At 58.8% G+C, this 12978-nt stretch carries 16 protein-coding genes; 8 read left to right on the forward strand and 8 right to left on the reverse strand.

Going from position 1 to position 12978, the window contains the following annotated elements; translation table 11 throughout:
• Window positions 1-27 precede the first annotated feature (27 nt).
• The 3 genes from alkB to AB4N33_RS04090 are packed head-to-tail and all read right to left on the reverse strand — an operon-like array spanning window position 28 to window position 1205.
• Complete coding sequence (gene alkB, locus AB4N33_RS04080; protein ID WP_476456504.1) at window positions 28-693, reverse strand: DNA oxidative demethylase AlkB; 666 nt, start codon at window positions 691-693, stop codon at window positions 28-30.
• Between the two features lie 11 nt (window positions 694-704).
• Window positions 705-875 carry a hypothetical protein gene (locus AB4N33_RS04085; RefSeq protein WP_476456505.1) on the reverse strand — a complete coding sequence of 57 codons (171 nt, stop codon included), beginning with the start codon at window positions 873-875 and terminating at the stop codon, window positions 705-707.
• A gap of 27 nt (window positions 876-902) precedes the next feature.
• Window positions 903-1205: a DUF1883 domain-containing protein gene (locus tag AB4N33_RS04090; protein ID WP_460123325.1), complete on the reverse strand. Its 303-nt coding sequence runs from the start codon at window positions 1203-1205 to the stop codon at window positions 903-905.
• A gap of 214 nt (window positions 1206-1419) precedes the next feature.
• On the opposite strand from AB4N33_RS04090, the gene AB4N33_RS04095 reads away from it, so the two are divergent.
• On the forward strand, window positions 1420-1779 hold the full coding sequence (locus AB4N33_RS04095; RefSeq protein WP_476456506.1) for a hypothetical protein: 360 nt from the start codon (window positions 1420-1422) through the stop codon (window positions 1777-1779).
• A 71-nt stretch (window positions 1780-1850) separates the two neighbouring features.
• On the forward strand, window positions 1851-2081 hold the full coding sequence (locus tag AB4N33_RS04100; RefSeq protein ID WP_460123331.1) for a hypothetical protein: 231 nt from the start codon (window positions 1851-1853) through the stop codon (window positions 2079-2081).
• 11 nt (window positions 2082-2092) lie between these two features.
• On the opposite strand, the gene AB4N33_RS04105 is transcribed toward AB4N33_RS04100, so the two are convergent.
• Both AB4N33_RS04105 and AB4N33_RS04110 read right to left on the reverse strand, forming a co-directional pair.
• Window positions 2093-2374 carry a hypothetical protein gene (locus AB4N33_RS04105; RefSeq protein ID WP_476456507.1) on the reverse strand — a complete coding sequence of 94 codons (282 nt, stop codon included), beginning with the start codon at window positions 2372-2374 and terminating at the stop codon, window positions 2093-2095.
• Between the two features lie 243 nt (window positions 2375-2617).
• Window positions 2618-2803, reverse strand: a complete 186-nt coding sequence (locus AB4N33_RS04110) for a hypothetical protein (RefSeq protein WP_476456508.1) — start codon at window positions 2801-2803, stop codon at window positions 2618-2620.
• Window positions 2804-3051: 248 nt separating this feature from the next.
• Between AB4N33_RS04110 and galU the strand changes: the two genes are divergently transcribed.
• The 4 genes from galU (at window position 3052) to ahpF (ending at window position 7810) form a co-directional block, all read left to right on the forward strand.
• Entirely contained in the window at window positions 3052-3891 is an 840-nt protein-coding gene (galU, locus tag AB4N33_RS04115) for a UTP--glucose-1-phosphate uridylyltransferase GalU (protein WP_003182953.1), read from the forward strand.
• Window positions 3892-4002: 111 nt separating this feature from the next.
• On the forward strand, window positions 4003-5355 hold the full coding sequence (gene gorA / locus AB4N33_RS04120) for a glutathione-disulfide reductase (protein ID WP_476456509.1): 1353 nt from the start codon (window positions 4003-4005) through the stop codon (window positions 5353-5355).
• Between the two features lie 195 nt (window positions 5356-5550).
• Window positions 5551-6114, forward strand: coding sequence for an alkyl hydroperoxide reductase subunit C (gene ahpC / locus AB4N33_RS04125; RefSeq protein WP_017338614.1), 564 nt, complete (start codon window positions 5551-5553; stop codon window positions 6112-6114).
• A gap of 130 nt (window positions 6115-6244) precedes the next feature.
• Window positions 6245-7810, forward strand: a complete 1566-nt coding sequence (gene ahpF / locus AB4N33_RS04130; protein WP_460123343.1) for an alkyl hydroperoxide reductase subunit F — start codon at window positions 6245-6247, stop codon at window positions 7808-7810.
• Between the two features lie 134 nt (window positions 7811-7944).
• Here the strand turns inward: ahpF and gloA are convergent, their stop codons facing one another.
• Window positions 7945-8466: a lactoylglutathione lyase gene (gloA, locus tag AB4N33_RS04135; RefSeq protein WP_476456510.1), complete on the reverse strand. Its 522-nt coding sequence runs from the start codon at window positions 8464-8466 to the stop codon at window positions 7945-7947.
• A gap of 145 nt (window positions 8467-8611) precedes the next feature.
• Here gloA and AB4N33_RS04140 point away from each other — a divergent pair, with 145 nt between their 5' ends.
• A complete protein-coding gene (locus AB4N33_RS04140; RefSeq protein ID WP_460123349.1) occupies window positions 8612-9136 on the forward strand; it encodes a DUF4946 domain-containing protein in 525 nt (174 codons plus the stop codon).
• A gap of 162 nt (window positions 9137-9298) precedes the next feature.
• On the opposite strand, the gene AB4N33_RS04145 is transcribed toward AB4N33_RS04140, so the two are convergent.
• Both AB4N33_RS04145 and AB4N33_RS04150 read right to left on the reverse strand, forming a co-directional pair.
• Window positions 9299-9661, reverse strand: coding sequence for a histone-like nucleoid-structuring protein, MvaT/MvaU family (locus AB4N33_RS04145; protein WP_476456511.1), 363 nt, complete (start codon window positions 9659-9661; stop codon window positions 9299-9301).
• A 234-nt stretch (window positions 9662-9895) separates the two neighbouring features.
• Complete coding sequence (locus AB4N33_RS04150; protein WP_476456512.1) at window positions 9896-11431, reverse strand: EAL domain-containing protein; 1536 nt, start codon at window positions 11429-11431, stop codon at window positions 9896-9898.
• Between the two features lie 419 nt (window positions 11432-11850).
• Between AB4N33_RS04150 and hppD the strand changes: the two genes are divergently transcribed.
• Window positions 11851-12927: a 4-hydroxyphenylpyruvate dioxygenase gene (gene hppD / locus AB4N33_RS04155; protein WP_460123357.1), complete on the forward strand. Its 1077-nt coding sequence runs from the start codon at window positions 11851-11853 to the stop codon at window positions 12925-12927.
• Window positions 12928-12978: the final 51 nt, after the last annotated feature.

The following is a 12978-nucleotide window of genomic DNA, read 5'->3' on the forward strand; positions in this document are numbered from 1 at the left end:
CCGGGTCTTGCGGTCAAACTCGAATGATCAATGAGCAGTGCGAAAAGTGAAGTTGATGCGCTGCTCGCCCAGGCGCGGGTGCACGCCTGGCTTGATCGGCAAAATCCCGTGATAACGCAAGCGGTCGACACCGCCCCAGACCACGATGTCGCCATGAAACAACGGCACCCGCTGGCTTTTTTCACTGCGCTCGAATCCACCGAACAGAAACATCGCCGGCAGCCCGAGTGACACCGAAACGATCGGCGCCGCGTAGGACGCTTCGTCCTTGTCCTGATGCAATGACATTTTCGCGCCGGGAATGTAGCGGTTGATCAGGCAGGAATCGGGCACGAAGTTGGCAAAACCGGCTTCCAGCGCCGCCGCCTGGGCGAGGGCGAAAAAAGCAGCGGGCATCTCGGGCCAAGGTGCCTGGGTACGTGGGTCCAGGTGCGAATAGCGGTAACCGCTGCGGTCGGTGGTCCAGCCCCAGTTGCCGCAACTGCTCAACGCGGCGGACATGGTGAAACCGCCGGGGGTGACCATCTGCCGAAACGGCGCCACCGCCAGCACCGTTTCCAGCGCTGGCAGTAATTGCTCCAGCCAGGGCAGGGCGAAGCCGCGCAAGACGTAGGACTGTTCGCCAATCTGCTCGCGCCGGGGCGCTTGTTCGGGCTCGACATCGGCAAACAGATCAAAGGTGATCGGGTTCATGGTGCGCAGTATTACAGCGCCTTGCTGACGCTGATTTCGCTGATGACATCGTCGCCGGCGCCATGCAAGGCATCCAGGGCTGCCTTGGCTTCTGCTTCGGTGCCGTTTTCCAGTTGGGCAAACTCGAAGCGGCGCTCACCGTTGAGCTTGTACTTGATGACGTATTTAGTGGTTTGAGCCATGGGTCGTGCCTGTGCGTCGGGGGCCGTTCAGCTCAGTTTGGTGCTGGAACGACGGATGATTTTGATCGAGTGAGTCAGGGTCGGTTTGCGGGTCACGCTGATTGCCCGGCGGCTGACGGTGTCGATGGTGATGTTCCAGAATCCGGTACTCGGGGCGGTAATACGCGCCGGGAAGGTGTCGAACGCGCCACCATGGTAGGTGTGACGGCCGCCATTCTTGAAACTGCGGAAATTGGCGTCGTTCATCAAACGGATGTTGCACGTCTGCGAGCATTGGATGACGACGATGTCGTCCTCGTTGAGGTGCTCTCGCTGGTGGATAAATTTCATGGGGGGCGCCTCCAAAAGGGCTTTTTCTACAAAATCAAAACGATAGCCAGTGTGTTGGGCGCAGTTTATCAGCCTGGACGGGTTATTATCCGACCGCCGGGCATCGCTTTGGCAATTAAACAAAGTATTTCGAAAATTCAATGAACGAAAAAGCAGTGGGCCATGGAGAAAATCAGCATTTGCGCTGTCCGAGGCTCTTTGTCGGAGGTTTTGTATGAAATGGGCTGTGTGGATCTTGCCGTGCGCGTTGGCGATGAGTGGTTGTGCGAGCGTCAAGGAAATCAATGAGTCGCTGCCGACCATGAACGTGATTTCCGGCAAGAAGCCCCATGAGTACGCGCAATGCCTGAGCGAAAAACTGGCCAGCAGCCGCAGCCCCCTGCAAATCGAGCCGCAAGGCAAGGATGCGGTACGGGTGATTGTGCCGCAGAAATTTTCCTCGGGCCCGGCCGCAGTGTTCGATATCGAGGAACGCTCCGGTGGCAGCAGCATCAAGCTGCATGAACGCATTTCCAATGTGCCCCTGCGTCCGATGGATGTACGCAACGCCGCCACCGCCTGCATTTCCGGCTGATAGAATACCGCCCGTCAGCACCGATGCCGCCACAGCAACGCTTGGCGGCATTGTCACTTCTGGAGTCGAGCATGAAGCGAGAGCAGGTACGGGAGCGCCATGCAGAGGGTCAAATCTCTGCCACCCATGTGATTCAAAACCCGGCGGAGCCGGCGCAATGGATTGTGTTCTTCAAGAAAAGCGCGGGGCGCAGCTATTTTCTGGTGGACGACAACGACGAAGTCGAATCCTTCGCACGTCTCGATGACTTGATCGAGACGGTGCGTGGCCTGGGCATCAAGTTCGCAGAAATCCACATGTAGGGCAGGGCGCCTTACTTGCAGACCACCACGACGCTGCGGTTCTTGTAGTTGCCGATGTCGACCCCCAGCGTCTTGTCCTCTTCATTGGGAGACGGTGTGCCGTCGGTGCCAACGATTCGATAGCCGGTGCCGGCGCAGGAGGCATCGGCTTTTTCGTAACACGTCGCCCAGGAATTGGCTTCCCCCGAGCAGTCGATAGCGAGGCCTTGCTCGCCATTGCCCAGGTACGTGGTTTCGGTGGTGGCACAGCCACCCAGGGCCAGGAGCGCAATCAACGGCAGCAGTTTATTCATGTTTGGGTCGTCGTCAGGATAATGGGCTAACTCTGTGACAGCGCCGTGAGCAAAAGGTTATAGCCAAAGGCCATGTCTTTCTCAATCTCCCAAGATGCCTGTAGGAGCGAGCATGTCGAATCGTCGCACCGTCGCGATGGTGGCTCAGGCACCGCGGGCATCCAGACAGCCAGCGTCATCGTTGACGCCCATCGCGACGGTTCGACGCCTCGACATGCTCGCTCCTACAGGGGACGGTGTAAGTCAGGTGTCCTTGCTGCGCCGCGCAGGTGTCGGGCGCTCCAGTTCCAGCACGCTGGCCACTTCAACGGCCATCTTCTCGCTCGGGAATGGCCCGGCAATGCGCTCGCCGTTGGCGCTGTCGACCCACCACTGGCCATCGCTCGCTTTATTGATCAGGAACCCGTTGACGCTTTTTGCTGCCGACATCTATCTGCCTCGTTGGCTGGTTGAATGGCGGCATGATAGCGTCAAAAGGCCGCATCCGCCGCCTGCGAATTCCCGGCGTCGACGCGATTTTCTGCTATGCCTAATGGCACTCCAGCAATTGCGCGGAACTATCCGCTGGAATATTTCTCTATGTTGGCATCGGTTAGCCAGTGCGGGGCATTGTAAGGTGCACGCCGCCTGATTAGACTGCGCCGAAACTCGTACACACAGCCCTTTCAAGGACTTTTATGATCAAGAAATGCTTGTTCCCAGCAGCCGGTTACGGTACTCGCTTCCTGCCAGCGACTAAGGCCATGCCCAAGGAAATGCTGCCGGTGGTAAACAAGCCACTGATCCAGTACGGCGTCGAAGAGGCACTGGATGCCGGTTTGACCGAAATCTCCATTGTCACCGGTCGCGGCAAACGCGCCCTGGAAGACCACTTCGACATCAGCTACGAGCTGGAAAACCAGATCAAGGGCACTGACAAGGAAAAATACCTGGTCGGCATCCGCAAGCTGCTTGACGAGTGCTCGTTCTCCTACACCCGCCAGACCGAAATGAAAGGCCTGGGTCACGCCATTCTGACCGGCCGCCCACTGATCGGTGACGAACCGTTTGCCGTGGTGCTGGCGGACGACCTGTGCGTCAACCTCGAAGGCGACGGCGTCCTGACCCAGATGGTCAAGCTGTACAAGCAATTCCGCTGCTCGATCGTAGCGATTCAGGAAGTCGACCCGCAGGAAACCAACAAGTACGGCGTGATCGCCGGCGAGATGATCCGCGACGATATCTACCGTGTACACAGCATGGTCGAGAAGCCAAAACCGGAAGACGCACCATCGAACCTGGCGATCATCGGTCGTTACATCCTGACCCCGGACATTTTCGATCTGATCGAACAGACCGAGCCAGGCAAGGGCGGTGAAATCCAGATCACCGACGCCCTCATGAAACAGGCCCAGAATGGCTGCGTCATGGCTTACAAGTTCAAGGGCAAGCGTTTCGACTGCGGCGGCGCCGAAGGCTACATCGACGCCACCAACTTCTGCTTCGAGAACTTCTACAAGACCGGCAAGGCTTACTGATAACGCCACGCTTGCTTGTACTGAAAGCCACCTTCGGGTGGCTTTTTGTTTTTCTGCGCTTGCCCAACGAACGGCGGCGGGTATGCTGATGGCCTGCCGAGGAGATAGACAATGGCCTTTGATTTTGACCTGTATGTAATTGGCGCCGGTTCCGGCGGTGTGCGCGCGGCGCGGTTCGCGGCGGGGTTTGGCGCCAGGGTGGCCGTGGCCGAGAGCCGCTATCTGGGCGGCACCTGCGTCAACGTTGGTTGCGTGCCGAAAAAACTGCTGGTCTACGGCGCCCACTTCGCCGAAGACTTCGAGCAGTCTGCCGGTTTCGGCTGGACCCTGGGCGAGGCCGATTTCGATTGGGCCACCTTGATCGCCAACAAGGACCGCGAGATCAACCGCCTGAACGGCATCTACCGCAACCTGCTGGTCAACAGCGGCGTGACGTTGCATGAAGGCCACGCCAGCATCGTCGACCCGCACACGGTCGAGATCAACGGTGAGCGTTACACCGCGAAAAACATCCTGATCGCCACGGGCGGCTGGCCGCAGATCCCGGAGATCCCGGGTCACGAACACGCCATCAGCTCCAACCAGGCGTTCTTCCTCAATACCCTGCCCAAACGCGTGCTGGTCGTGGGCGGCGGCTACATTGCCGTCGAGTTCGCCGGGATCTTCCACGGCCTGGGCGCCCAGACTACCTTGCTGTATCGCGGTGACCTGTTCCTGCGCGGCTTCGACGGCTCGGTCCGCAAGCACTTGCAGGAAGAGCTGACCAAGCGCGGCATGGACCTGCAATTCAATGCCGACATCGAGCGCATCGAAAAGCTCGCCGACGGCAGCCTCAAGGCGACGCTCAAGGACGGTCGCGTACTGGAGGCCGACTGCGTCTTCTACGCCACAGGTCGGCGTCCGATGCTGGACAACCTGGGGCTGGAAAATACCGGGGTCAAGCTCAATGACAAGGGCTTTGTCGAAGTCGACGAGCAGTATCAGACGGCCGAACCGTCGATCCTGGCCCTGGGCGACGTCATTGGCCGCGTCCAGCTCACCCCTGTGGCGCTGGCCGAAGGCATGGCCGTGGCGCGCCGCCTGTTCAAGCCTGAGCAGTATCGTCCGGTGGATTACAAGATGATCCCGACGGCGGTGTTCAGCCTGCCGAACATCGGCACTGTTGGCCTCTCCGAAGAAGAGGCCCGCGCGGCCGGGCATGAGGTGGTGATTTTCGAGAGCCGTTTCCGGCCAATGAAACTGACCCTGACCGATTGCCAGGAGCGCAGCCTGATGAAGCTCGTGGTGGACGGCAAGACCGACAAGGTGCTGGGCTGCCACATGGTCGGCCCTGACGCCGGCGAGATCGTGCAAGGCCTGGCCATCGCCCTGAAGGCCGGCGCCACCAAGCGCGACTTCGACGACACCATCGGCGTGCACCCGACGGCGGCGGAAGAGTTCGTGACGATGCGCACCCCGGTCTGATGTGAATCCCCTGTAGGAGCAAGCTCGCTCCTACAGGTCACCCTCAGCGACAGCTAGATACCAATTTCTTCTATTAATAACATCCGCTAATAGCCAAAACCGATCAGCAGCATCAGGTTTGCCAATGAGCCAATCGCTGCCTGAGCCGGTAAAGTCCTCTCCATCAACTTCACAACCCCTGACGGAGAGTCATCGATGCCTATCATCAACAGCCAAGTTAAACCGTTCAAAGCTGACGCCTTCAAAAACGGCGACTTCGTAAAAGTGTCGGACGCTGACCTGAAAGGCAAGTGGTCTGTCGTGTTCTTCTACCCAGCCGACTTCACCTTCGTTTGCCCAACCGAGCTGGAAGACCTGGCTGACAACTACGACGAATTCCAGAAACTGGGCGTCGAAATCTACAGCGTTTCCACTGACACCCACTTTGCTCACGCTGCCTGGCACAACACTTCGCCAGCCATCGGCAAAATCCAGTACACCATGATCGGCGACCCAACCCACGCCATCTCCCGCAACTTCGACGTGCTGATCGAAGAAGCTGGCCTGGCTGACCGTGGCACCTTCGTGATCAACCCTGAAGGCCAGATCAAAATCGTTGAGCTGAACGATGGCGGCGTTGGCCGTGACGCTTCCGAGCTGCTGCGCAAAATCAAGGCTGCTCAATACGTCGCTGCTCACCCAGGCCAGGTTTGCCCAGCCAAGTGGAAAGAAGGCGAGGCCACTCTGGCTCCGTCCCTGGACCTGGTCGGCAAGATCTAAGTCAGTGACACGCTCCGCAGGGCGGTTCACCGCACCTACTCAGTAAGCTGCACCGCCCTCTGAAAACGCCCGGGCGAGATTCGCTCGGGCGTTTTTTTATGCAAAGAATTTGATAAAGGAAATCGCCCGTATGTTGGACGCCAATCTTAAAGCCCAGTTGAAATCGTACCTGGAACGGGTCACCCAACCGATCGAGATCGTTGCTTCGCTCGACGACGGTGCGAAATCCCAGGAAATGCTCGACCTGTTGAAAGACGTTGCCAGCCTTTCCACACTCATCACCTTGATCGACAGCGGTAACGATGCTCGCAAGCCATCGTTCTCGATCAATCGCCCAGGCCAGGACATCAGCCTGCGTTTTGCCGGCCTCCCGATGGGCCATGAATTTACTTCCCTGGTGCTGGCGCTGCTGCAAGTCGGCGGCCACCCATCGAAAGCCAGTGCCGAAGTGATCGAACAGATCCGTTCGCTTAAAGGCGAGTTCAACTTCGAAACTTACTTCTCGCTGTCCTGCCAGAACTGCCCGGATGTGGTCCAGGCGTTGAACCTGATGGCGGTGCTGAACCCGAACATCCGCCACGTCGCCATCGACGGCGCGCTGTTCCAGGCTGAGGTCGACGATCGCAAGGTCATGGCCGTGCCGAGCATCTACCTGAACGGCGAAGTGTTCGGCCAGGGCCGCATGGGCCTGGAAGAAATCCTCGCCAAGATCGACACGAGCGGCGCTGAGCGCCAAGCCGAGAAGATCAGCGCCAAGGAAGCCTTTGACGTGCTGGTGGTCGGCGGTGGCCCAGCCGGTGCTTCGGCGGCGATCTACGCCGCCCGTAAAGGCATTCGCACGGGTGTTGCAGCGGAACGTTTCGGCGGCCAGGTGCTGGACACCATGGCCATCGAAAACTTCATTTCCGTGCAGGAGACCGAAGGGCCGAAACTGGCGAGTGCCCTGGAAGAACACGTCAAGCAGTACGACGTCGACATCATGAACCTGCAACGGGCCAGCGCGCTGATCCCGGCGAAGAACCCTGGCGAGTTGCACGAAGTGCGCTTCGAAAGCGGTGCCAGCCTGAAAACCAAGGCGCTGATCCTGGCCACCGGCGCTCGCTGGCGTGAAATGGGCGTGCCGGGGGAGCAGGAATATAAAGCCAAGGGCGTGTGCTTCTGCCCGCACTGCGACGGTCCGCTGTTCAAGGGCAAGCGTGTGGCGGTGATTGGCGGCGGCAACTCCGGCGTCGAAGCGGCCATCGACCTGGCGGGTATCGTCAGCCACGTCACGCTGCTGGAGTTCGATAGCAAGCTGCGCGCCGATGCGGTGTTGCAACGCAAACTGTTCAGCCTGCCCAACGTCGATGTCATCACCAGTGCGCTGACCAGCGAAGTGAAGGGTGACGGCGAGAAGGTCACGGGCCTGGTGTACAAGGACCGCGATTCGGGCGAGTTCAACACGGTCAACCTCGAAGGCATCTTCGTGCAGATCGGCCTGCTGCCCAACACCGACTGGCTCAAGGGCACTGTCGAGTTGTCGCCTCGCGGCGAGATCATCGTAGACGCCCGTGGCGAGACCTCGCTGCCGGGTGTGTTCGCCGCCGGTGACGTGACCACCGTGCCGTACAAGCAGATTGTGATTGCAGTGGGCGAGGGCGCGAAGGCTTCCCTGAGCGCATTCGACCACCTGATCCGCACCTCGGCCCCGGCGTAACGCCAGGCCCTGAAACACAAAACCCCATGAGTGATCATGGGGTTTTTTGTGTCTTGCACCAATCAACCTTTGAAAGTTTAACCTGTGGGAGCGAGCAAGCCCGCTCCCACAGTTTCACCGCGCCTGGTACTGACTTATAGCGGCGCAGGCTGAATGATTTCAACCCAGTAGGCATCCGGGTCCTTTATGAAGGCCAGGCTCTTCATGCGGCCATCCGAGAGGCGTTTCTGGAAGTCGCAGCCCAGGGCTTCGAAGCGTTCGCACGCGGCGACGATGTCCGGCACCGAGATGCAGATGTGGCCAAAACCGCGCGGGTCGGTGTTGCCGTTGTGGTAGGCGAAGTCCGGGTCGTTTTCGGTGCCGTGGTTGTGGGTCAGTTCCAGGATGCCGGGGATCGACTTCATCCACTCGGTGCGCGCGGCGGCGTCGGCCGGGATCTGGTCCTTGTCCACCAGCGCCAGGAAGTACAGGCTGAACTCGGCTTCCGGGAAGTCACGTTTTTCCACCAGCGAGAACCCGAGGATGCGCGTGTAGAAATCCAGGGACTTGGTGATGTCCTTGACCCGCAGCATGGTGTGGTTGAAGACGAACTGGCGGGTGGCGCTGTCCGGTTGGGCGGTGACGCCGGGGAAGGTGTTCAATTCGTGCAGGCTCATGGGCCCTCCGTCAACAAGTTGGGCTAAATAATGGTGCCAATGATACGCAAGGGGGCTGGCATCACCAAACCCCCAAGCGTCTGCTATTGCCTGAGCGATGGCCTGGGCTCAGACTTTGCGGTTCAATCCGCGAGTGTTCATTGCAATGATCCGATCCCCTAAACTGCTGTTCGTTCTGTTGGGTCTGCTGATGGGTATCGCCGAGGCGCAGGCTGATGCGCCCACGGTGACCTGGCCGAAGGGCTGGGAGATCGAAACGGTGCCTCAGGACGACGCCCGGCCTCAGGTGTCTCGCCAGCGGGCGGTGAAACATGATGAGGGTGGCACGCCCGTCATGGTGATGGAGTTGACCACGACGCCTGTGGAAAGTGGTCATCAGGTCAATTTGCAAGGCGTGTTGCTGGAGATGCGCAAGTCGGTGCAGAAGGACTTTTTCCAGGGTGGCTATCAAAGCGTCTGCACTAAAATCCATACGGCGACCTTGAGCCGGCTAGCGGCGCTGGAAACCACCTGCACCATTACCCAGAATGGCCGACATGTGCTCTCACAAACATTGGTGGCAGCGCTGGGTGCGGATAAGGCGTATGTTTTTTCCTACGCTGGGCAAGCCGAGGCTTATAAGGCCAGCGAGGACGAAATAGCGTCGGCCCGTAACAGCCTGCAACTTTAATTGGAGCAATTGCACCATCGTGCATTGCGCCATTTTTAGATGCCCAAAGGGATTAAATACAAAGTTGAACGGTAACTAGAACACTGATCGATTCAAATCGTTGCAACTGAGCATCCATAAAAAAGCCCTGCATCGAGCAGGGCTTTTTCCTACCACGAGTGATCAGCCGCGCAGCCGGGAATCAACGGTGGAGGCGCCGTATTCTTCCTTCCAGGCTTTCAGCCCGCGATGGTTGCCACCCTTGGTTTCGATCAGTTCGCCAGTGTGTGGGTTCTGATAGACCTTGACCACGCGAGCGCGGCGGGTTTTGGGTGCAGCAGCCTGCTGAAGGCCGGACTTTGGATTCGGATCGAGAATGGCGATGATGTCACGCAGGCTCTTGCCGTAGGTTTTCATCAGCCCCTGGAGCTTTTCTTCGAATTCGATTTCTTTCTTGAGCCCGGCGTCGTTCTTCAGGGATTCCAGCTGTTTGAGCTGTTCTTGAAGGGCCTTTTCAGCTGCACGAAATTCAGCGAGTCTGGACAATATCTTTACTCCAATAGTGTGTTTGGCTGAGACCAACCGCAAACAAAGCTATAAGCAAGGGCCTTGAAGCGACTCGGTGATAAGTGGCTCACCTGCCAATCTAGCGCAGGCAAGAAAAATTGTAGTAGTTAATGGCTGAAGAGTAAATCGTGACTTTTTCTTCATGTAACAAGATCGGCCGTGTTGTTTCAAAAGGACAGGCCGTCAGGTTGTTTCATCGCATAAAAGCGCTAGTTAATGGTGAGTTAATGCGTTAATGAAATCTGCCGGAGGCATCGGTCGGCCAAACAGATAACCTTGCAGGAAGTTAACGCCGTGGGCGCTCAGGTAATCACTTTGCTCGTGGGTTTCCACGCCCTCGGCGACGATGCCCAGGTCAAGCTTGGCCGACAGCTCGATGATGCTGTCCAGAATGTGTCGGGACAGGGCGTCGGCGCCGATCATGGCGACAAAACTCTGGTCGATTTTCAGGAAGTCCACGTTGAACTGGCGCAAGTAACCCAGGCTGCAATGCCCGGTGCCGAAGTCGTCGATGGCGATCTTCACGCCCAGCGCCCGCAGCTGATCAAACAGTTGCAGGGTCACGGGCGTGGGCTCGATCAACTGGCGCTCGGTGAGCTCCAGCACCAGATGAATCGAGCCCGGTGTGAAGGCGTCGAGAAACGCCCGGCAATCTTCGACCAGTTGCAGGTCCTGGCAGTGGCTGGCTGTGATGTTGATGCCGATGTGCAAGGGGTCAGCGAATGAAGTGGACAGCGGGCCGAGCAACTGCGCGGTTTGCTGCATCAATGAGCGCGTCATCGGCACGATCAGGCCGCAATGCTCGGCAAACGGAATGAACAGGTCCGGGCGCACCAGGCCTTCTTTGGGATGATTCCAGCGCATCAACACTTCGGCGCCCGACCACCTTTTGGTGGTGCCGTGCACCACCGGCTGGAAATACGGCACGAACTCCTGCGCATCCAGCGCTCGGCGCAATTCGTGGCTGGGAGACGATGCTCGCTTTTGCAGTGCGTGCCCGATCAGCGCGGACACGGCGCCAAAAAAGATCAGCAGGCTGAACAGCGACGGGTATTCGCTGCGCATGTAGCGCCAGGTCTCGCCTTCGGGAAAACCGGCGGCGACCGTGAAGCCGTAGCGCTGGGAGGTGAGCTGGTTTTCAGCCACCGGCAACGACGGCAGGGCGCCTTCATGGACGCTGCCGTCGGCGGATAACCAGTGTGGCCCGACGCGCAGTATCAGCAGGGTGTTGCGACCGATCAGGCGTAGCACGTTGCTCAGGTGATACCCATCGAGGGTGGTCAACGCCCCTTGTTTGCCCTCGCTGAGGCGATACACCAGAAGCGCCGTATCGGGCGTGACCGGGTTGCCGTTCATCAGCCACAGGGTGCCGTGTGTGTAGTCGCCGGCATTGACCTTTTCCTGATAGTCGCCAAACAACGAGCTGCAATAGAGGTTGCCTTCCCAAACCAGATTCGTTGACCGCACGAACGGCCTTCGGGTGACCTGTTCACGCAGGGCCAGTTTCACTGTTTCGCAGGGTTGGCCGGCCAGTGGCACCAGCTCCCGGGCAGCCTGGGCAGTGTTGTCGAGCATCAGGTCGAACTGGCGGATGGCTTCTTCGGCGGTGAGTCGGGTGCTGTGTTCCAGCGTGCGTCCGGCCTGCAAGTAAAGGATGGCGACCCCCAGCCCGATCGGCAGCAGGCCGCTGAGCAGTGTCACCAGCCGGCGGGTGCGGCGTGTGCGGCGGTGTTTGACGATCAGGGGCATGCGTGGAGTCTGTCTCGTTGGCGTGGGGCTGCTTGCCGGACACGCTTTGCGCAAAAAGCCCGGTCAACGGCCATGATAGTTGGCGTTGGGCATTTTCGTTGACCGGATTGATCCTGGCGGGCGTTTTCCTGTGCAACAAACCCCTTGCACGTGCGTTGAAAAAGGGCTTTTGATACAGCAGGCGGACAAACCGATTTACGCTGTGTAGAATCGGTTTACGCATACAATAATAATCCTTCTGGCAGCAGAAGCCTTTTCCGCCAGAGCCTTGGGTCGACGATGAACAGTTTCGGGTTTCAATTGATCTATGGTGACTTCCTCGCCCGCAGCGTGCGCGGCATCTCCTGCGCGCCACCCGGCGGTCTCAGCATTTTCAGCCATAACGTTCGTTAATTGAAAAGCATGATGAGGCGCCAACCATGGCAGATTTATACGAAAACCCAATGGGCCTGATGGGCTTCGAGTTCATCGAATTTGCATCGCCAACCCCCAACACCCTGGAGCCGATCTTCGAGATCATGGGCTTCACCAAGGTCGCGACCCACCGTTCCAAGGACGTGCACCTGTATCGCCAGGGCGCGATCAACCTGATCCTCAACAACGAACCCCACAGCGTCGCCTCGTACTTCGCAGCCGAGCACGGTCCGTCGGTGTGCGGCATGGCGTTTCGCGTCAAGGATTCGCAGAAAGCCTACAAACGCGCACTGGAGCTGGGCGCGCAGCCGATCCACATCGAAACCGGCCCGATGGAACTGCACCTGCCGGCGATCAAGGGCATTGGCGGTGCACCGCTGTACCTGATCGACCGTTTTGGCGAGGGCAGCTCGATCTACGACATCGACTTCGTTTTCCTGGAAGGTGTCGAGCGCAACCCTGCGGGGGCGGGCCTTAAAATCATCGATCACCTGACCCACAACGTGTATCGCGGGCGCATGGCGTACTGGGCGAATTTCTACGAGAAGCTGTTCAACTTCCGCGAGATCCGCTATTTCGACATCAAGGGCGAATACACCGGCCTGACCTCCAAGGCGATGACCGCGCCGGACGGCATGATCCGGATTCCCTTGAACGAGGAATCGTCCAAGGGCGCCGGGCAGATCGAAGAGTTCCTGATGCAGTTCAACGGCGAAGGCATCCAGCACGTGGCGTTCCTCACCGATAACTTGATCGACACCTGGGACCGCCTGAAGAAGATCGGCATGCGCTTCATGACCGCGCCACCGGACACCTATTACGAAATGCTCGAAGGTCGTTTGCCGAACCACGGCGAGCCGGTGGGCGAGCTCCAGGCGCGGGGCATCCTGCTCGACGGTTCCTCCGAGGCGGGCGACAAGCGCCTGCTGTTGCAGATCTTCTCGGAAACCCTGATGGGCCCGGTGTTCTTCGAATTCATCCAGCGCAAGGGCGATGATGGTTTCGGCGAGGGCAACTTCAAGGCGTTGTTCGAATCGATCGAGCGGGATCAGGTTCGGCGTGGCGTGTTGAACGCCGAGTAATAAAACTGTAGGAGCGGGCTTGCCCGCGATGGCGTAGTGTCAGTCAACTCA

It is taken from the genome of Pseudomonas sp. S1_E05, assembly GCF_056337105.1.

What these genes read in the sequence shown, in the direction of transcription:
- ahpC (WP_017338614.1), top strand. Translation starts at nt 5,551, where the DNA reads ATGCCTATCATCAACAGCCAAGTTAAACCGTTCAAAGCTGACGCCTTC.
- AB4N33_RS04100 (WP_460123331.1), top strand. Translation starts at nt 1,851, where the DNA reads ATGAAGCGAGAGCAGGTACGGGAGCGCCATGCAGAGGGTCAAATCTCT.
- galU (WP_003182953.1), top strand. Translation starts at nt 3,052, where the DNA reads ATGATCAAGAAATGCTTGTTCCCAGCAGCCGGTTACGGTACTCGCTTC.
- gorA (WP_476456509.1), top strand. Translation starts at nt 4,003, where the DNA reads ATGGCCTTTGATTTTGACCTGTATGTAATTGGCGCCGGTTCCGGCGGT.
- alkB (WP_476456504.1), bottom strand. Translation starts at nt 693, where the DNA reads ATGAACCCGATCACCTTTGATCTGTTTGCCGATGTCGAGCCCGAACAA.
- hppD (WP_460123357.1), top strand. Translation starts at nt 11,851, where the DNA reads ATGGCAGATTTATACGAAAACCCAATGGGCCTGATGGGCTTCGAGTTC.
- AB4N33_RS04090 (WP_460123325.1), bottom strand. Translation starts at nt 1,205, where the DNA reads ATGAAATTTATCCACCAGCGAGAGCACCTCAACGAGGACGACATCGTC.
- AB4N33_RS04110 (WP_476456508.1), bottom strand. Translation starts at nt 2,803, where the DNA reads ATGTCGGCAGCAAAAAGCGTCAACGGGTTCCTGATCAATAAAGCGAGC.
- AB4N33_RS04085 (WP_476456505.1), bottom strand. Translation starts at nt 875, where the DNA reads ATGGCTCAAACCACTAAATACGTCATCAAGTACAAGCTCAACGGTGAG.
- ahpF (WP_460123343.1), top strand. Translation starts at nt 6,245, where the DNA reads ATGTTGGACGCCAATCTTAAAGCCCAGTTGAAATCGTACCTGGAACGG.
- AB4N33_RS04150 (WP_476456512.1), bottom strand. Translation starts at nt 11,431, where the DNA reads ATGCCCCTGATCGTCAAACACCGCCGCACACGCCGCACCCGCCGGCTG.
- AB4N33_RS04105 (WP_476456507.1), bottom strand. Translation starts at nt 2,374, where the DNA reads ATGAATAAACTGCTGCCGTTGATTGCGCTCCTGGCCCTGGGTGGCTGT.
- gloA (WP_476456510.1), bottom strand. Translation starts at nt 8,466, where the DNA reads ATGAGCCTGCACGAATTGAACACCTTCCCCGGCGTCACCGCCCAACCG.
- AB4N33_RS04095 (WP_476456506.1), top strand. Translation starts at nt 1,420, where the DNA reads ATGAAATGGGCTGTGTGGATCTTGCCGTGCGCGTTGGCGATGAGTGGT.
- AB4N33_RS04140 (WP_460123349.1), top strand. Translation starts at nt 8,612, where the DNA reads ATGATCCGATCCCCTAAACTGCTGTTCGTTCTGTTGGGTCTGCTGATG.